The organism is Desulfovibrio biadhensis (assembly GCF_055388615.1).
The window spans coordinates 1,031,100-1,049,638 of sequence record NZ_AP042477.1; the positions used below are offsets into that span (position 1 = coordinate 1,031,100).

Below are 18,539 nucleotides of genomic sequence, written 5' to 3' on the forward strand. Positions count from 1 at the left end.
TTTCCCTCTTGAAAGCAGCTTACCCAGGCAACGGTAAGGGTGCTTTGTGCATTTCCCTGAAGCAAATGGGCCCTGCTTCAGGTTGAAAATGCGCTAATGTCTCGTCCGGCTCATGCAGACTTGCATAACGACTTACAGATGAAGGCCAGGGGTGCACCGCCAATGACGCCTATGATCCTTGGCAACCCAACTTTCCCATCAATTCTCTTGCGGAGATAGATTCCCAACATACTCGCCCCGCTATGCACCGGCTTTCGCCTGGAGCCAGCTCCGTCAACAGGGGAATGACGTGCATGCAGCCGCTTTTCTCGCCCTCTGAGCGCGAAAAGTAGCCAAAAACCCGCCCCTCCAGATAAAAGCAAAGGGCAAAATTTTCATCCAGGCGCTCTGCGGCAATGGAGCTTCCGGTGATGCACGGCGCATCCACCAGATTCATGTGGCGGCTTGCCATCAGACTGTCGCACAATGGTTGCAGGGCAGGCAGCCGATCCATTTCTGCAGTGGTCTTCTGGTGCAGCGCCAACACACGGGTGGCGTCCGTACGTTTGCCAAGCAGGTCAAAAATTGAATCTATCCCATCATCCGTACGGACGAATACGTTTTCGTGGTGTCTACCGCGCATGCCGGTTATATTTTGGTAGCGCAGGCAAGGATTTACGTACATGCCCGCCACACCCTGCTCACTTTCGTTGCAAATGTCGTAGGTCACGGCAAGGGCGCGCTCCCCTGCCGGTTGCACACGGCAGCGCAGGTCAATACCGGCCTGGTGCACATGCATCACCCCAGAGCCGTCACTGTCAAACTGCCAGTCGTAAAAGTCCTTGTATCCATTGCCAGGGCGCGCGTACGTGAACGCCCCTCCATCTTGAACAAGGCCGAAATATTCACACGGGCTGAATTCCAGGGGCAATTCATCCGGCAGGCTGGGCGCTATGATGCCAAAAGAGTGTCTGGAAGGCGGCAGGAAAACATGCACAGGTTCCGAGCACAGGCTATACAGCGAATCATACGGAACATAGGTGTTCCGCACCCGGGTTTCGAGGGGGATGGGACTTTTTCTGCACATGCTGTTCTCCGCCTATTCCGTGGCTATGCCGGCTGCGTATCTGGCGTAAATGGCTGCCGCCGTTTCCTGTCCCTGCTTTCCATACAGCGCTGCCATATCCGCAAAGGTCTGCTGCAGGAGTTGCAAATGCTCGGAAAAATCCTCCCCTTCGCGCATGGCGTACAGGCTCATGTCATCCAGACTTTTAGCGCCATAGCTATCGTAGTCGTCCCTGTTTTGCAGACCGAACTCCAACCAATGCAAAATATCCGTAGCCGCCTTGACCAGGTGACCCATCGACCCCTGTTCCTGGGCTATTTTTCTGTTTTCAAGAATGTGCCCTACACCTGAGTTGTCACGCTCAAAGCAGTCCAACACCTCGATATCCGGAAAAATGCGCTCCAACTCTTCAGGGCGGGAAAGGGTATAGTCTTTGGAGTAGGTGTACACAAAGCGAATTTTGTCCACGCCACACTCCATGGCCGTCTTTTGGTAGGCAGCCAGTTCCTCTGGCGAACTGTTGTAGTTAAACAACACCTTTTGCCAGATGATCAGGGGCGTTTTACTGCCCGTGCGCTGCTTATACGCTGCGATCTGCTCGGTGAGACGCAAGAGCCGTGTGACATCGCCCCCAACGCGGTAGCGCGTGTAGGTTTCCGGCTCCAGGCTGTCCAGTGCGATCTTTATCTTGTCCAGGCCGCAGTCCACGATGGCCGGATCAAAATCCACATTGCCATTGGTGTTGACCAGGAAATTGGTATCGAACCGCTCTTTGGTGTAGCCCACCATGTCCCATATTTCAGGATGCAGTGTGGGCTCGCCCCGGCCGCTGAAATAGATCCATTTGATACCTATGCCATGGGCCTGCAAGTCATCGAGCATCTTGTAATACAGCCAGGATGGCAATTTATGGGGCGGTTGCCGCCGGTACACGCGCTCGCTGTCCGGAATGCCGTGCACGCAAAAGGGGCACTTCAGATTGCATACGGCCATGCTTTCTGCGTGAATCCACTCCACTTCGGCGCCCACCTTGTCGGCCTCGAAATCGCCAAAAGGTTGCAGATAATTGCACTTCAGACACTGATCAGGAAAGGGTACGCGCCCTTCGCTAAAACTTTCGCGGATATGTGAGAACTTCCCCTGCAGGTAATAGTCCGTCACGAAATCCCAATCTCTCCGATCCAGGGGCAGTTTCGCAAGCGAAATACGCTCCCCGGTGGAGCAGTAGCAATTGATTTCACCATTGGCGCGCAGATAGATGCCGCGGGTCATTCTGCAATTCATGGTCGGCCTCTATGTTTTCGGGAGTGTTCCTGACCCAAAACGCATGGGGCCAGGCGATTCGCCAGCTCAAGATCCTCGGGCTCGTCAATGTCGAGGCTTTCGGGCCAGGCAGTGATAAAGGGCGCCGTTTTCTCAGTGTAGGCGTGCCCTACGTCCTTAAAGGACTTAAGAGCAATGATGGAGAGCAAACCGTTTGGGTAATACGCCTGGGGGTGGTCGCCCGAACGGGCCAGCCCTTCCCAGTTGCGTTGCACCAGGCCGTTCTCCACGCGCAGCGCCAGGGCAGGAGCACAGGGAAACGGCGTTACGCCTACCAGTGAGGTGCCGCCGGACGCGTAATAAGCGGCGCAGGCTTCGCGCAGCAGGGCTGCACTGCGAAACGGATGGCATGGCGTGATGCAGCAGACAGCGTCCACATCCTCAAGCTCTGCGGCGTAAGTCTTGAGCACATGGGCCAGCACATCCCACATGCCGACGTCCGCCTCAGCCAGATGCGCAGGGCGCCGGTCCAACAACACGCCTTCACGCTGCGCCAGGGCGGCCTGTATTTCCTCGTCGTCAGTTGAAAAAATCACGGGCGCAAATACACCTGCATCCAGAGCGCCGGACAGGGCCCGCTCATAAAGCGGCACGCCAGCCACGGGCTGGCGGTTCTTGCCAGGCAAACGCCGGGAGTTTCTCCTGGCGCCTATGACACAAGCGCACCTGCCAGTTTCCCTGGGCATGACAGCTACCCTTTTCCCGCCATTGCGTTCTGTTGCGGGGCGGGCTTTTCAATAACACTACGCTCAGGGGCAATATCCCCAACCCTGCCCAGCGCGATGGCGCGCTCCTTGTGCAACAGGGCCATGGTAGCGTCTTCCTGAGGCAGAACGCCCTCGATGATGATCGGGTGTTGCTCCAGAATCTTTTGCGTTGCAGCGCTGGGACGCTCGTCCACAACGGACCACAGCAAATGAAACGGCCCGTACCCGGGATAGCCTCTTGCTTCGTACAAATCACCATGAAAACCATTGCCCGAATAACTGAAGTGTATTTCTCCGATACGGGAAACAAGTTCAGGCTTGGAAAGGAAGTCGTTCAGCTTGACGCCTCCTGTATCCTTGATGTGGCAAATGTCCAGACACATCCCCATCTCCGGCAGATCGGCGTACACCTCGAGCAGATCCTGAGGCCTGAACCCCCATCTGCTTGCAGGGTCCGTGTTCTCCACCAGCACCTTGATGTGCGGCAAATGGTTGGCCAGCAAATCACGAATCCTGCCTCGCTCGTAACGCAGGCAGTCCGCATGCAGAATGACGTGCTCGGCCTCGAGAGCTTCGAGCACTCTGCCCAGGTTACGCAATTCATCCACGATATCGTTGGAGCGCAGCAGAAACTGGGGATCCTTTTCAGCCAAGTGTACCGACCGCAGCGGCAAAGAAGCGAACTCTCGCACAAAAGAGGCAGGCAGACCTTGGGAGCGCAGCAACCGCGAAGGGAACAGGATGAGCTCCACCCCGTGTTCGGCCACGCCATACTCGCCAAGCAGGTCGAGCTTGCGCACGGCATCCTCGGGGGTGCCGTTCATACCCCACTTGTCCTCGTTGTTACGCCAGAAAAAAATGGCGTTGGTGGATACTCCCACGCGTCTGCTCATATAGCATCCGTCCCAGGCTTTTTTGTTCGCCGGTTCCCAGAAAACGCCTCTAAGGCTAGGGGTGTTTCTCCTGGTTTTCACATTCTTCCACACCCCAACCATCAAATTCCTTCTTGTAGGTATAGGTGTAGGCTTCCTCGCTCTTGCCCTCGCCAGCCTTGGCTTTGCGCTTTATGGCGCCGTGGTGGCACTCTGCGCAAACCTCGCTCTCCATGCGCTTGCCGGACAAATGGGCCTGGCGGTGCTGCTCCTGCATGGTGTCCCAGGCTTCCTTGATGGTCATATCGTCCACCGTGCCCAGGGGCTCGCGCATCTGAAAATCGGAAGGACATTTCAAATACGTGCCGCTGCTGGTCACGCACATGCGCTGCCACAGCCGGGGGCAAACGAATTTTGGATCAGGGGTAAGGATCAGGTCCTTGTAATTCATGTCCGGGTTGTAGGCCACGCGGTCCACTATGCTCTTCATCAAGCTTATGTATTCATTGGGGTCATGCTTGATGGCCGACCAAATGCTTTGCACATTGAGCAAGGTCTTTGCGTTCAGCCGGTCGCGCACCCTGCGAAGGGTTTTGAGCTTTTCAAGGGACTCTTCATACTTCAAGGGATAGCGCACCCGCTCGTAATACTCGCCCAGACCGTCGAAGCTCATGGTTATCCAGTCAACGCCGGCGCGCATCAATCCCTCGGCGAGTTTTTCCGTTATCAATCCGCCATTGGTGTTGATCCAGACCTCTTTAACCCCGGAATCCTTGGCAAAGCGCACCATCTCCACGATGTCGGGGTGTGTGAGCGGCTCTCCCCGCATGGAGAATTTCAGGGTGAACAAACCATGAGCGCCGCATTCAGCCACCACTTTTTTGTAGGTTTCAAGCGGCATCAGCTGGTTTTCCTTGATATCCGTATACTGGCGGAAGCAGTGCCTGCAAAGTATCTGGCATCGGCTGCTGGCTTCCATGTCGATGTTCAACGGAAATTGGGGCACCTTTTTTCTGGGATAGTATTTCCACTGGTAACGGTTGATAAGATACGAAACGAGCTTGCCTCTGCTTCTAAGCCACTCATTCCGCAGGTATTCAAACTGGTTCTCGCAGCTAAACTGAACTTTTGTTTCTGCCTTTCTCATGATGATTCCCGTGCGTTAAAGATGTTGCATCCCCCCTCGCAACTGCTGCTGCGGGGTAGGTTCAAACCGTGGTGAGCCAAGTCTGGCGACGGTTTCGCGCATCACCAGAGGCAACAGTTGTTTTTGTTTTTCGAGCACATCGGCAACGTTTTCGTCGACAGAAAGCTCGAAAGCCGCTTGGTAAACAACAGGCCCCGCATCCAATTCGGGCGTTACCAAGTGTGTAGTCAAACCGCTCTCGCAATCCCCCGCAGCCAGGGCCATGCGCACAGGGTCCCGCCCCTTGTGCCGTGGCAGCAGCGAGGCATGCAGATTGACATACCCCAGAGGCGGCACTGCCAGAGAGGTCTCCGGCACCAGATGCAGGAAGGCGTGCATGAAGACGACTTCCACCTCCTGGTCGCGTATGTCGCTATCCAGCGCCATCCAAGAAAAATCCCGCTCATCAAGGACATTCACACCACGGTTGCGGGCCGTGTGTTTTACGGCATTACGCCATGGGTCTTTGCTCGCAGCGTCACTGGCCGTCACAACAAACGCGACATCAGTCAGTTCCAGCAGGAGTTCCAGCATGCGGGCCCCAACGCCCCAGTTGGCCAATACCGCGCATCGCATTGCCTGACCTCAATACTTCCGGTCGATGATCTTGAAGATGTCCAGCTCGCCATCCCCCTCGCTGCCATGACGACATTCTGCACACGCCTTGAGCGTCATGCGCTCTCCATTGGCGTGTACATCGCGAACCTCGTTGAGCCGGTCGCTGTGCCACATGGCCTCCAGCGTCGTCTCACCTGCGTTGCCTAAAATGATGTCGTGAGCGTTCCACCCCGTGCACGTCTGCGTCTTGCCGTCAAAATGCACCACCAGACGTTGCCAGGGGTATTGGCAGATGAAATCCGGCTTCAGCTTCATCTCGCCTTTGAAATTTATGTATGGGTTACAAACCATGTAATCGGACACCGGCCCCATGGCGTTCGTATACGCTTCGGGGTTTTCCCGCACGGCGGGCCAGATGGTGCACAGCCGAATTTGGGGGCGCGTCTTGCCGGCCTGCTCGCGCCGATCTTTAAGAAATTTTACCCTGTCGCGGTTTTCCTGAAATTTTGCCGGCGCGCGGATGGCCTCATAAATACTTTCTATGCCGTCAAAGGAGATGGCCACGTAGCTGACGCCGTTTTCAATGAGGCAGTCAGCAACATCCTGCTCCACATAAAATGCGTTGGTAAGAAAGGAGACGTTGGGGATACGCTTGGCCGCATAGGCTATCATTTCCTTGGCCCGCGGGTGCGTCAACGCCTCTCCCCGCCAGGACAGACGCACCGAATACACGCCGTTGCGCTCGCATTCGTCCACAATCTTCGTAAACAACTCCATGTCCATCTGGCCGGTTTCGTCCAGCATATCACGATAGCACATGGGGCAGTTCATGTTGCAGGTTGAGGCCGTTTCTATATCCACATGCAGTGGAAACGGCGCAACCAGGCGATAGGTCGGCGCCAATGACCAGTTGATGCGGTTGAGCACCCATTCGTTGAACGCCCCTTGATTCAAAATAAACAGCCAGTTGCGCTGGGGCGTGTCAAAGGTCTTCTGGTGGAAATCGATGTGCAGCCGCTCATCCTGCTTGATCCCCTGCCCAGCAAAAGCATTGCGCAGCAGCACGTCGTGATGCCGAAACTGGTTCGCGGCGACGCGCTCTCCCATCAGGGCCAGCCATTGTTCCAAGCCCACCTCAATGGCCGTTATCAAACCGCCAGCGGCGCGCGTAGGGGACAGCCCTTCCAGAAAAGACGCAAATGCCGGATGCGCCTCGGCCTCCGCAGGTACCGGGCGATGGAAATGGATGGTCAGCTCAGTGGCCACGGGATCGATGGTTACATGCAGCATGATGTATTGCCTTGCCGCTCCCCGCTACGGGAGCCCACAGTTTCGTTCTGGTTATCGGTGCCGGATGACATCGTCGGTAATGCTCCCGCCCCTTGCATCATGAGATAATCGAGCACGGACAAATTCGGGACAAAGGGGCCATGCAATTGCGGATAAACGGGGTGCTTCATGTCATGCCACAACACCCGAATGCCACGCCGGGAAAAAGCGTCTTCATCCAAATAAGCGCGGGAGCCCTGGCCAGTGAAGTAGACGTCGCCCTCCACAGCCAGCATCAGGTCCACCAGGCGTTGTGTCTTGGTTGAAGACACGTCGTAGTCCGAAGCCAGAAGTATGGGGGCGTCTATTCCCAGCAAACCGGCGCACCATTCAAGCAAATTACGGTTCAGCTCCAGAAGAAATTCGTGCCCGCGCTCATAGATGGACTGCAGGCCCTGATAAATCTGCTCGAAAAAGGGCGCCTTGCCGTATGCGTCATGAATTTGACGAAGCTGCTTCGTCCGCCAGTCCTGCCCGTTGTCTATGCGAGTGTTCCGAATTTGCTGTTCGTACCGCCCTTTTTTCACCACGGGCACCGTAAGCCAACTCTCACCCGCCTGGGTTTTGATGCGGTCCCGGTGCTGCCAGCCGCGCCGTATGTACTGGACGTCGTCCAGCATCACATAGGCGTCGCTCTTCCGCCAGCGGTCGAAAAAACCGAGCCAGGGCAGAAAGTCAGGCTGGTGGATGGTGATGATGGTCATGGTGGTTCTTCTTTCCTTTTCCATTATCTACGGGTCACTTGCATATACCGGACCATGTTGCCGTCACGCTTCTTTGTACAAAGGAGTGTTCCAGAGCTGCTCCATGGCCTGTAGAAACACAGGGGTAGCAATCTCTGTCGGCAGCCTGGCCGGATCAAATCCCTGCCCAGCCGTACCGGCTCCTGCGGAAAAAGAAACGATGGCCTGGCGGTACACGGCGTCATAACGCGCAACCATGTCTTCTATGCGAAAACGTGCCAAGGCGCCCTCCCGCGCGGCACGGGAAAAACGTTGTCGCAATGCCGCCTGGTTGAGAAGCGCCTGGGCCGCCCTGACAAGTGCGCGTACGTCTTTCATCGGCGTGGCGAATCCGTCTTCACCTTGCCGCACCAACTCGGGAACGCCCCCTGTTGCAAAGGAAACAACAGGCAGGCCGCAGGATAGCGCCTCGATAACCACAAGGGGGCAAGTGTCGGCCAGAGGCGTATACAAATACAGGTCCAGAGCTGAATAGAGCCTGGCCATGGCGGTCTCGTCCACTATGGGTGGTATATTGATGATCCGGGCGTCTCCTGACTCCGGCTCGCCAGCCCCGATATTAACATAATACATATCAGGGTGTGACTCCCACAGGGCCTGTAAGGCCTGCAGGGTGTAGCGCCCTCCTTTCCACTGATTGGCCAGATTGCCGCCATGGGCGGCCGCCCCCACCAGGAGGGCGTTCTCCGGCAGCCCGAAAAAACGTCTCGCTTCAGTCTTTTCATGCGGCTGGAACACGCTGGTATCCACACTGTTGCAAATATATTCCACCTGCTGATTCCCAAGAACGCTCTGTTCCACTTTTTCCTGCAGCCACTTGCTGGGGCAGACGATCACCAGCCGTGAATGGGTGTAAATATCCTGCTTCGCCTGCCACAGACGAGCCGTGCTATCCACGGGCAAAGCGGGTTCGATGGACAGGTCCGGACACTCACCGCACCCTGTGCGCCAGCGTTCACAATCAAAAGCATGCGCGCAATGTCCCGTAAAGGATTGCATGTCCCGCAGGGTCCACACAACGGGGCGAAAATTTGAAAGCAGCGCCACGGAATACGGATTGAAATATCCTCCGTGCAGGTTCTGCATGTGCACCACGTCCGCCCGCTTGATCAGATGGTGATCAATCAGCCTGTGGCTGCCCTGGAACCCGTAAAACAACAGACCATTCTGCCTGCAGACAGGGGTCAGGTGCGGATCAGGCTCGGGGTCGAACGCATGCACATTCGGGCTTTGGCTGGACTTGTGGCGTACCAGGGTATCCACCCTGTGCCCAAGGGAGCGTTGCAGTTCGGCCATACGCCAAGTGGATTTGGCAGCGCCCCCTGCAATATCGTGGGTATTGATGTGCACCACCCGCAGCGGGGACTCCTGATCGGCTGCCTTGCGCCGCCGGACGGCGCTTTCCTGTGCCGCCAGCAACCGCTTTTCCCTGCCAGCGATGACAGCCTTTTCCTGAGCCTTGGGAGAAGATTCTCCCATCCATCCGGCAAAGACCGCACCGTTCCAGTTGCGCACCACCCTGCGAGGAAATGCCTGCAAATCAACCGGCGCGTTGAGATCGCTCTGTGTTACGGCCACCACGGCCTCGTAGCCCGCCTGTTTGGCGAGCTGCCTGGTTTCTGGGCCAAAGCTGTCCGCACTGCCATAGGGGTAGGCCAACAGACGCACCCCTTGGCCGAGGATGGATTCCAACCGCCGCATGCCTTCTTTGAGTTCAAGCACCTGCACTTCCGGGGGCATTGCTGCAAAGCTCGCATGGCTTATACCATGAGCGCCAATCTCGATCATTTCGGAGGCAGCCAACCGGCGCAGGCCGTCTGTATCCAAAACAGGTCTGTGCAGACTCTGCTCTTCAGAAACGCCGCCCCATTCCAGAAGTTCGGCAACGGCCCGTTCAATAGTCTCTGGCGTTGCCTTGCGCAGGGCGCCCCTGAATGCATCATGGGCGGTAAGTCGCTCCTTGTATTTTCTGGTGGGCCAGGAAATACCCAATACCGTGGATTCAAACGTCTCCGGCAGACTGCTTCCACCCAAGAAAACACTTTCCACCCTGTCGCCCCAGAATCCGTCTTTGCGCCCCAGGGAGCCGGTGCAGACGAAAACAGTGGCGTGAATGCCGTAACGTTCCAGTACGGGCAGCGCGTTTTCCAGATTGTCGGCGTATCCGTCATCAAAGGTAACGGCCACTGAACCGGGGATGAATTGCCCCTGCCCTGCTTCCGCAATGAGCTGATGCAGCGGCACTACGCGCCTGTTCTGCGCCAGAAAATGCATCTGCGCGTCGAAATTTTCCGGGGTCACGCACAAAAGCTGCGCGTCCAGCGGATCTGTCGCCACCCTGTGGTACATAAGCACGCGAGGGGGCAATTGCTGCGCGGCACCCTGCCCGCCTGCGACGTCGCGGGAAACGTCTTTCTCCCGCTTCGCCTTCGTAGCCACCGCCGTCACCAGCACTTGGTAATCCTGGTCGCGGACATCCAGTACCTCTACGGGCATTTCTTCGGCCGGCAAGCCGTCCAGATAGGCTTTTGCCGCGGCCACGTTGCCGTAGGTTTGCATGAGGAGCTGTTCGGACGGAAAATATTTGGCGAGCAAATCATGCAGACACTTGTCGGTGAAGCGCCAGTATTCTCCCCAGCGGTCCATGTCGTATCTGGAAATCTGCCCCAACCCCGTGGTGGTGAGCAACACCGACCCACCCGGCTTAAGCGCCTTGTGGCAGTTGGCCAGGACGGCTTCATGGTCAAATATGCATTGCAGCGTCTGGGTAAGAATGATGCAGTCGAAGGCGTTTTCCGGGATGTTTCTTCCCGTTGCCAAGTCCCCGATGATGGTGGCGTTTGCAGCGGGCTGCACGTGCAGGATGTCACTTTTTGTCACACCCCTGCCGTAGCGCGTAGTGTAGGTGTTTTCCGCTATTTCAAGCACGCGTCCCGTGATAAAAGGAGCACGGTCCGTAAGGAATTTTTCTATATAATAGCGGCAGATGGAGGTGCCGAAATCCAGCCCGAACTTGCGGCTGATGGGCGTAGTACGAGTGATGTCGCCCACACCCTGCCATGGCGCTTGCGCCTCTGCCTTGTGCTCTGCGCGCACAATCAGGGCCGGTGGCGCAGCCTGCCAGGCAACCTGAGACGGTGGAGACTGCACGTCATATTGCATGCCTGCGGCGTCCAGCAGCGCCAGCACATTGTGCAGCACCTGCCGCCCTTTTGAAATCTGGTGGCTGGCCACTGCCACGTTGCGCACCTTCTCCAGCAAGGCTTTACAATCCTTCAGAATATCCCACGCAGCATCTGCCACATGCAGCTTCAGGACATCCACCCCGTTCTCAAGATAGGGCGCCAGTCTGGCCAGACGGACCATGGATGCCTGCGCGGCTTGCCCCAGTGCGCCTGCGCCACCCGGCTGGCTACAAAAGGGGTGCTTCCCCTCCTGGGTGGCAATAGCCGCGGGCACCACCTGGACATCCTTGCAGCCGTTGACCATGAGGTTCTTCATTAGCAACGGCAGGCAATTCTCGTCGGGTTCAAAGGCTATGACCTTGGCGTCAGGGTGCTGTTTTTTTGCGTACAGGGAATACAGCCCTATGTGTGCGCCGCCGTCGATGATGACCGGCGCCTGATTCATAAGGGGAAACGCATAGATACCGTCAACAAAAATCCGGTTCAGGTCGCGGTGCAGAGCGAGCAGATCGTTGCTATAGATTTCCAGGCCACGGAAGCGAACATGCCAGTCACCAAAACGTTCTTCCTGTGCACGGGCAAGCAAGCTGTCCAGAGAGCCATCCACAACTATGGTCTGTTCATGCGCCATTATTCACTCCTGTGATTGGACAAGCCGGAGATGTCACGACCTTGAAAAAGGCAATGGCTTTTCCCGCTTTAGGCGCGTTCTTCCTTGACGCGCCCCCATCTGCCGGGGCAATCCGCAGCGTACATGGCAACTGCATGCACCCTCTTCAGCAGATGAATCCTTTATTTTCGCACACCTGCAGGGTCAACTGCCCATACTGGTCATGCGCTTTGGGCCTGTGGCTTCTGGTGCAAGGCCTCCTGCTTCACAGCCTTAAGATAGTCGAATGCCTTTTGTTTGTATTGCGGACCTGGGTTCAAGTCCAGGATGCCCTGAACATAGGGCAAGGCATGGTGCGGGCAATGCATCGTAAGAAACCGCTCCACCACCTTTATGAGCAACTCCGCGGCCTGATCCCCGGCGGGGGTATCCGTCTCGCCATTGTTTCTTCTGGCGAGAAGCTGTGACACATCATGAGATTTCATAATTCGTTCCACGACCCGCGCGCCATTATCCAACCCTTCCTGGGTTGCGGCTACGGCCTCGGGATGCCGCCGCCACAAACAAGAGGGCCGATGGCAGTGTTTGAACCGCGCCTTGTCCGCCACACGAACAAACCACTCATAATCTTCACAAAAGGGAAACGAAAGATCAAAACCACCATTCACCGCGAAAAGCGATTTACGAACCAGAGTGCCCGGATTGGGAATCTGGTTCTTATAGAGCATGGCTTCGAGCAAACCGGAGGGATTTTCGCTCCAGTCAGCGTACTGCACTACGCCTGTCGGGCGCAGTGCATCGTCCACCTTGATCAGGTTGCCATAAAGAACGTCCATTGCAGAATTTTCCGCAAGCATGGCGGCGTAATGCTGCAGGATACCGGGGGCCAGCAGGTCGTCCGAATCCAGCCAGAGGATGAAATCCCCTTTGGCCTCCTGCACGCACACGTCCCGCGAAGCCGCCCTCCCCGAATGCTCCTTATGGACGTAACGCAGGTGCGGATTATCTATGGAGCGGAGGATCGATGCGGTTTCGTCCGTGGACCCGTCATCCACCACAAGAACCTCGAAATCTCCGTATTCCTGGTCAAGGGCGCTTTGCACGGCCTGGGGCAGATATCCGGCTCGGTTGTATGTGGGGATGCAAACGGAGATGAAAGGACGTGCAGCGTCAACGCCGGTCTTGTCACCCGTTTGGACGGGGGTAAAACGCAGCGGAAAATACTGGTGACAGGATGTTGGCACCGCCCCTTGTACCGTGGACAAATCGATGCGCAGACCTTTGTCAAAAAGTGCGGCAAGATGCGCCACGTCAAGTTGCTGCGTCGCTTCGTATTTATTTGCATAGTCACTCTGCACCAGGTTCAACGGGATGCAGAATGCCCGTGACAAGTCATAGGTCAGCAATACGGGGTGGCTTTTGGCATACTGTTTTGCCTGCCTGGACAATTGCAATTCCAATGTGTTGGGATTTTTATATTCCAGGCTTTCAAGCAAGGGGCGCATCAGGGAGGCAAGATACACCGAACTGGAGACCTCCAGCGGATAATTGAAGGCGTATTTTCCCCTGGGCCAGACCATGCCCAGCACATCGCCCTGAAGTGGTGTCAGCGGCAATTGCGGCTGCACCGTATCGGTCTGATAGTGCCAGACGATATTGCGCCCCAGTCGTAAGGAAAAGCCAATGGCCTGCGGCGTGCGTGAAAGCGTGGTAACGACCGTAGCAGGGGAAAAAGGACGGGTAAAAACATTATCGTCCACCAGAAACAGAATCTGGCCAGCGTCGGCAACCAGTGCCAGCAGATCGGCCTTGAAATCGGTCTCCCTGTGAAAATCCACATTCGGGTGTTCCTGGGCGAGGGCCGCGTATTGGGCAGCAAAACCTGGGGAGGAAGCAGCGTACAGCACGCGCACCCGCACGTCTTTCTCGCCTTCCTGCCCCGCCATGGCCCAGGCCAGCGAGCGCAGACAGGCGTCAAGCTGCATGGCCCTGTCCTTGCTGAACACAATCGCCACGCATGCGCCTGTTTCGTCAGTTTGAATATTTGCTTTGTTTTGCTCTACTGGCAGGACATCGCCTTCCCCTGCAATGGACCAGGTTCTTTCTATCCAGTACGTAAGCATGCGCAGTTCGCTTTCCCCCTGGCTGACCACATGCCAGGAATGAAATGTGCGCACCGCGTTTTGCAGTTCTGTGACGTTCAGATCCTTTGCCTTCACCGCCGTAGCCGTCACGTTGGCCAGATGCGGCCAGCGCTTCCACTGGCTGTTTTCTACGCTGACCTCGAAACCGAACAGGCGCAGTGTCTTATGAAATTTTTCAGCGTCCCACCCGTCAAAATGGATGGCCCAGGATGCTTCATGCGATCCGAAAACGTGGCGCATCACGGCTTGTCTGCTGGTAAAATCGCCATTGCCCAAAACCTGGCGGAAGGATTCCTCCACGTCCGGCGTTTCGATGACGAGCCTGCCCCCGATCTTCAGCCAGCGATGCCAGCGGACAAGCAGCGCCATGGCGCTCGGGCGATCGAAATGTTCGAACACATGGTGGGAGCGGATCTCGTCCACCGTACCTGCAGGTAGATCGAGTTCCAGCAAGTCGGCATGGAAATCAGCCACGGAGCGGGTCTGCACATTGTGCTCCGACGAGGGGAAGTCGATGTTGACGTAGCCCTCGAAATAATTCTGCCCGCACCCGAGATGCAGCCGGACGGCTTCTTTCCCTGAAGCATGCGCCATGACCTTTTCCAGCCATTGCCGCTTTTGGTCCTGTGCAGCAGGCATACGCGGGCGCGCTTCTTCGGGCAGGTCATCGTGGGTGAAAACCCTGCGCTGACTTTCATCCAACGGACCGAAAATATCCAACCACTTGGCGTGGTAGGTCGCGATATCCTTGTCCACCACCGCCTTGTTGCCTTGCTTCACCCCGTCCATCACATGGTGGTGGTCCACCCGCGCCTTGAAAGCCGGAATCAGGTCTCGCCCGGCCTGGAGCAGGCGGAAGCACATATCGCCATCCGCGCAATAAAAATTGTAATCATTGGAAAAACCGCCCGCATCCCGGGCGTATGCAGTGCGGATGAGTCCGTAGTTGATGAGCAGACGACGCCCCAGCGTGAGATCGATGCCATATTCACGCCATTGGGTTTTGGACCCCATGTTGCGGTAGGCCATGGCTGCGCCCGCAGCCTGATCGCCATAAGGCGCCATGGAGTCCAGGGAATGGTCAAAAGCGCCTGGCTGCAGTACGATATCATCCGAGCCATACATGAAAAACCGCCCCTTTGCGTGCAGGAGCATGAAGTTCATCATCTCCGGCCAACTCGGGCGCGCAGTGAAAAACCGCTTTTCCTCAAACAGGCGAATCTCGCCCTTTTCCGCTTTAGCAAACAACTCAGCGTCGGGCTGCGCCGCCAATACCAGAACCTCCACGGAAAGCCCTTTCCCTGCTGCTGGAATGCTCTCCAGGAAATGCATCAACTGGGCTGAGCGCTCCTTGGTTGGGAGAAAAATGCTCACATCCATCGAGGCGGGGGGATACGATTTGCCCTTCCCAAAAGGCATGGCGTAGGCCTGGAGCACGGCGCCCGCCTGGTCACGCTCCCCTGCCTGGCGCAGCGCCTTGCTCAGGCTGTGCACCAGGCCCTTGTCCATGGGGTTGTTCCCAAACGCCTTAACCAGGCTTGCCAAGCCCTGTGTCAACGCTCCTGTCTCGATCTGCGCTTCGCTCAGGGCATGCAATACGCGGACGTTATCCGGGTCCTGTCCGGCTATCTCCTGCAGCACGACCAGCGCCTCCTGCGGACGACCGGCGGCAAGAAGTTCGCGCCCTTTGCTGCACAGGGAATCCTGGCGCAGCCTGATCTTTTGAATATTGGCGGGAAAGACGGTATCCATAGTACGCTCCACACTCTTTTTTCGCTCAAACAGTCCGCTGTTACTCCACGGGCACCATCTCGGACATATCGCGCCATACCCGGGCGTGATTCCCTTCGCCGCGCTCGCGGTATATCTGGTCCAGTCTGGCGAAACTATGCGCAAGGGCCTTCAAATAATCCTCGTAATGGGGGTCATTTATCCGGCTTATGTACTGGCGTTTGTCGGAAAAAGGCATCTTGGCGTAGGAATCCATGTCATCCCTGGTGGAGATGCCCAGGTAAAACCAGTGGGTGATATCCGTGGCCAGCTTGATCCAATCACGTGGATCACTGCTGCTTTCGGCTCTGGCTATCTTTTCCTCAAACGCTTTTGGGGAAAGATGAAACTTGCTGTGGAAGTTGCCAAAGCGCAGGTTGGGAAAGGTTTTTGGGATGTCATCCGGGGTACGTTTGGAATAGTTCTCCGTCCAGGTGAAGTTGAACAGCACTGTGTCCACACCCAGTTCCTTGGCCTTGGCCTGGTAGGCCAAAAGTTCCTCGTCCGAGTCCGAAAAATCAAAAAGCACCTTCTGCCAGATGACTTCGGGATAGGTAACGCCCAGTTTGCGTTTCCGCTCGATGATGTTTCGCGTCAAATCAATGACGCGCTCGACATTGCCGCCGATGCGGTACTTTGCATACGGCTCCTGGAACACTGAATCCAGGGCGATTTTTATCTTGTCCAACCCGGAATCCACGATCATGTCTTTGAAAGGTGTATTGCCGTTGGTATTCACCAGGAAATTAGTGTCGAAAATGTCCTTGCAGAGTTTGACCATTTTCCAGATTTCCGGGTGCAGCGTGGGCTCGCCCCTGCCGCTGAAGTACATCCAGGTAAAGTTCAATCCGGCGTTTGCTATATCGCGCATGGATTTGTCGAACATCTCGTACGGCATCATCAGGGGTTCCGGCCGCTTGTACTTACGAATCTTCTGAGGGATACCGTGTACGCAGAATGGGCATCTGAGGTTGCAAAGAGCCGAGGATTCGATGTGCGCCCACTCGATTTCCTTGCTGATCAGTCCGGTGTCCCAGGAACCGTACGGGTCGATGTAGTTGCACTTCAGGCAGAAGGAAGGCCAGGGCAGCTTGTCGTTCTGCATATGCTGCCGCACCCGGTTGAATCTGGCATTGAAGTAGAAATCCTTTACAAAGTCGTAGTCAAAGGAGTCCGTAGGGACCTTGCCCAGCCGCAGCTGTTCGCCAGATGCGCAGTAGCAGGGCAGTTCGCCGTTGGCTCTGAAGAATATACCTCGCGTCATTCTGCAATACATGATGCACTCCTTGGTCAAAACGCCCAGATGGCGCCTGCCTCAATGATACCGCCTGTCCAGCGGGTTGAACTTTCTTTCCAGATCTTTGATGGGAATGGGCTTCCTGTCCTGTCTGGACAGGTCGATGAAGGCCAGCTTGTCCGCAATGCTCGCGCAGACATTGTCCCAATAGGCGCTTTGGCCGGGCGCAAGGGGCGTGAGCGACCGGATATGAAAACTCTGATCCCGGCGTCTGTAGAAATCCTGGTCTGTGGCCATCTGGCAGTTGTAAAAATAGGCATAGCGCCAGGCCAGATCCACCTGTTCCTGCGTAGGGCGCGGCAGCGGCTCCCGCTTGTCCAGCACGGCCTGCACTTCCTCTGGCGTAGAAACATCCAGAGTAAACCCCTTGCCCCGGTAATGCACCTTGCCGCAAACAAGCGACAGCCGGTTATGCATGGGCGCTTCCATGGATAAAGTTCCCGTGTAGGTGGCGGCCACGTCTGCCATCTCCAACAGCGTGTAGGAAGATATTTCGCTGGCCCCGGGCACGATGTGAACGTTTGCCGGCAGCTTGTTGTCCAACCACTGACAGAGCCGATCAGCAATGGAGCTGCGCCGTTTCGCAGGGGAAGGTATCTTGGCCAGGTTTTTTTCCGAAGGATGGATTCGGATTATCAGGTCGATATCGGGATTTTCCATGGCGTAACGCACAAAAAAACGCGCCCACTCATAAAGGGATTCGAACCCGATATCCATGCCGATTACGCTGGTATCGAAAAGGATATTAGAATAAATGACCACCTTGAAGGAATCAGGACGCAATCCGAGCATTTCCGAGATTTCCGCCTCATCAGTGATCGGATTGGAGTAGATCACATGCGGCGTATTTTTCGAGTTGCGCCAATCTTCGTAGAACTGCTCAATGTGCGCGCGTTGCTCAGGAGTGAGGGGCGTTTTAGAGACCTCGTCCCAAACGCCATGGTGGTTGAACTCCAATGCCGGCGAATCATGGTCAAGAACGATGTGTCCTTCCCAGACAACCACGTCGATGCCCTTTTGCAGCGCCACATCCATGATCGGCCCGCATTCAATGGTCTTGCCGTTGCAAATGACCAGCTTGTCGTAATTCTTATGCCGAAACAGAGCCTCGGCAACCCAGGCGTTCAGGACATACGTCGTCGCCGCCTTGTAGGCGTAAGCCAGTACGGCGTCATGGTCAGTGTATATAGCGGAAAAATGGTAGCACAGCTTCTGGAACAGACGTTTGCCCAAGGGAAGCCCCTGGTAGGTCAGCTCTTGCAATGCATGTATGGAGATATCCTTAAAGCGTTCCAAATGCAGTGAACGAACGACCTCTACCGCCCGCTCAATGTCGTTGCTCTCGCGGAATTCGCCCGTGGTCATGGGCTTTGGCAGCTTCCATGTCTGAAACCACTTCATGGCGTTATTCATGCAGTTTGCACAGGGGGGACGCTTGGTATCCACGTGCTCCATGCCACAGGCCGGAAAGAGACCAGAGCAGATCACCTCGTCCACTTCATGCCCGCGCAGGCGCAGTGCTACAGAAAGCATACGTTCGTAATTACCACGCCCCCACGGCACAGGAGCGTAAAATAAAATTTTCCGGGGGTCGCTGTTCAGGACCGGAGTCAGCGGCTCCTGGCCCCACAAATTCTCTTCCCGAACGAGGCGTTCTATCTGACTGCGCCAGATATTTGCCGGAATATCCTGAGATTCAAGATGATCTTGTACAGCGCCATCCTTGCTCATTTATAACTTCTCCTTCCATGGAAAAGGTGAAACCACCGA

At 56.2% G+C, this 18,539-nt stretch carries 12 protein-coding genes; all 12 read right to left on the minus strand.

Annotation, left to right across the window (positions count from 1 at the left end):
- Positions 1-169 precede the first annotated feature (169 nt).
- The 12 genes from ACZ5EH_RS04590 to ACZ5EH_RS04645 all read right to left on the minus strand — a co-directional run bounded on the left by ACZ5EH_RS04590 (position 170) and on the right by ACZ5EH_RS04645 (position 18,500).
- A complete protein-coding gene (locus ACZ5EH_RS04590; RefSeq protein WP_464276954.1) occupies positions 170-1,066 on the minus strand; it encodes a hypothetical protein in 897 nt (298 codons plus the stop codon).
- 12 nt (positions 1,067-1,078) lie between these two features.
- Entirely contained in the window at positions 1,079-2,329 is a 1,251-nt protein-coding gene (locus tag ACZ5EH_RS04595; protein WP_464276955.1) for a radical SAM protein, read from the minus strand.
- Positions 2,326-3,054, minus strand: coding sequence for an acylneuraminate cytidylyltransferase family protein (locus ACZ5EH_RS04600; protein WP_464276956.1), 729 nt, complete (start codon positions 3,052-3,054; stop codon positions 2,326-2,328). The genes ACZ5EH_RS04595 and ACZ5EH_RS04600 overlap by 4 nt, the downstream gene beginning before the upstream one ends.
- 5 nt (positions 3,055-3,059) lie before the next feature.
- Positions 3,060-3,968: an apurinic/apyrimidinic endonuclease family protein gene (locus tag ACZ5EH_RS04605; protein ID WP_464276957.1), complete on the minus strand. Its 909-nt coding sequence runs from the start codon at positions 3,966-3,968 to the stop codon at positions 3,060-3,062.
- A 55-nt stretch (positions 3,969-4,023) separates the two neighbouring features.
- Positions 4,024-5,094: a radical SAM/SPASM domain-containing protein gene (locus ACZ5EH_RS04610; protein ID WP_464276958.1), complete on the minus strand. Its 1,071-nt coding sequence runs from the start codon at positions 5,092-5,094 to the stop codon at positions 4,024-4,026.
- A gap of 15 nt (positions 5,095-5,109) precedes the next feature.
- Positions 5,110-5,709: a formyltransferase family protein gene (locus tag ACZ5EH_RS04615; RefSeq protein WP_464276959.1), complete on the minus strand. Its 600-nt coding sequence runs from the start codon at positions 5,707-5,709 to the stop codon at positions 5,110-5,112.
- 9 nt (positions 5,710-5,718) lie between these two features.
- Positions 5,719-6,981: a radical SAM/SPASM domain-containing protein gene (locus tag ACZ5EH_RS04620; protein WP_464276960.1), complete on the minus strand. Its 1,263-nt coding sequence runs from the start codon at positions 6,979-6,981 to the stop codon at positions 5,719-5,721.
- Positions 6,969-7,748: a WbqC family protein gene (locus ACZ5EH_RS04625; protein ID WP_464276961.1), complete on the minus strand. Its 780-nt coding sequence runs from the start codon at positions 7,746-7,748 to the stop codon at positions 6,969-6,971. The genes ACZ5EH_RS04620 and ACZ5EH_RS04625 overlap by 13 nt, the downstream gene beginning before the upstream one ends.
- 39 nt (positions 7,749-7,787) lie before the next feature.
- On the minus strand, positions 7,788-11,579 hold the full coding sequence (locus ACZ5EH_RS04630; RefSeq protein WP_464276962.1) for an FkbM family methyltransferase: 3,792 nt from the start codon (positions 11,577-11,579) through the stop codon (positions 7,788-7,790).
- A gap of 200 nt (positions 11,580-11,779) precedes the next feature.
- Positions 11,780-15,454 carry a glycosyltransferase gene (locus ACZ5EH_RS04635; RefSeq protein WP_464276963.1) on the minus strand — a complete coding sequence of 1,225 codons (3,675 nt, stop codon included), beginning with the start codon at positions 15,452-15,454 and terminating at the stop codon, positions 11,780-11,782.
- A gap of 40 nt (positions 15,455-15,494) precedes the next feature.
- A complete protein-coding gene (locus ACZ5EH_RS04640; RefSeq protein WP_464276964.1) occupies positions 15,495-16,748 on the minus strand; it encodes a radical SAM protein in 1,254 nt (417 codons plus the stop codon).
- Positions 16,749-16,787: 39 nt separating this feature from the next.
- A complete protein-coding gene (locus ACZ5EH_RS04645) occupies positions 16,788-18,500 on the minus strand; it encodes a hypothetical protein (protein ID WP_464276965.1) in 1,713 nt (570 codons plus the stop codon).
- Positions 18,501-18,539 lie beyond the last annotated feature (39 nt).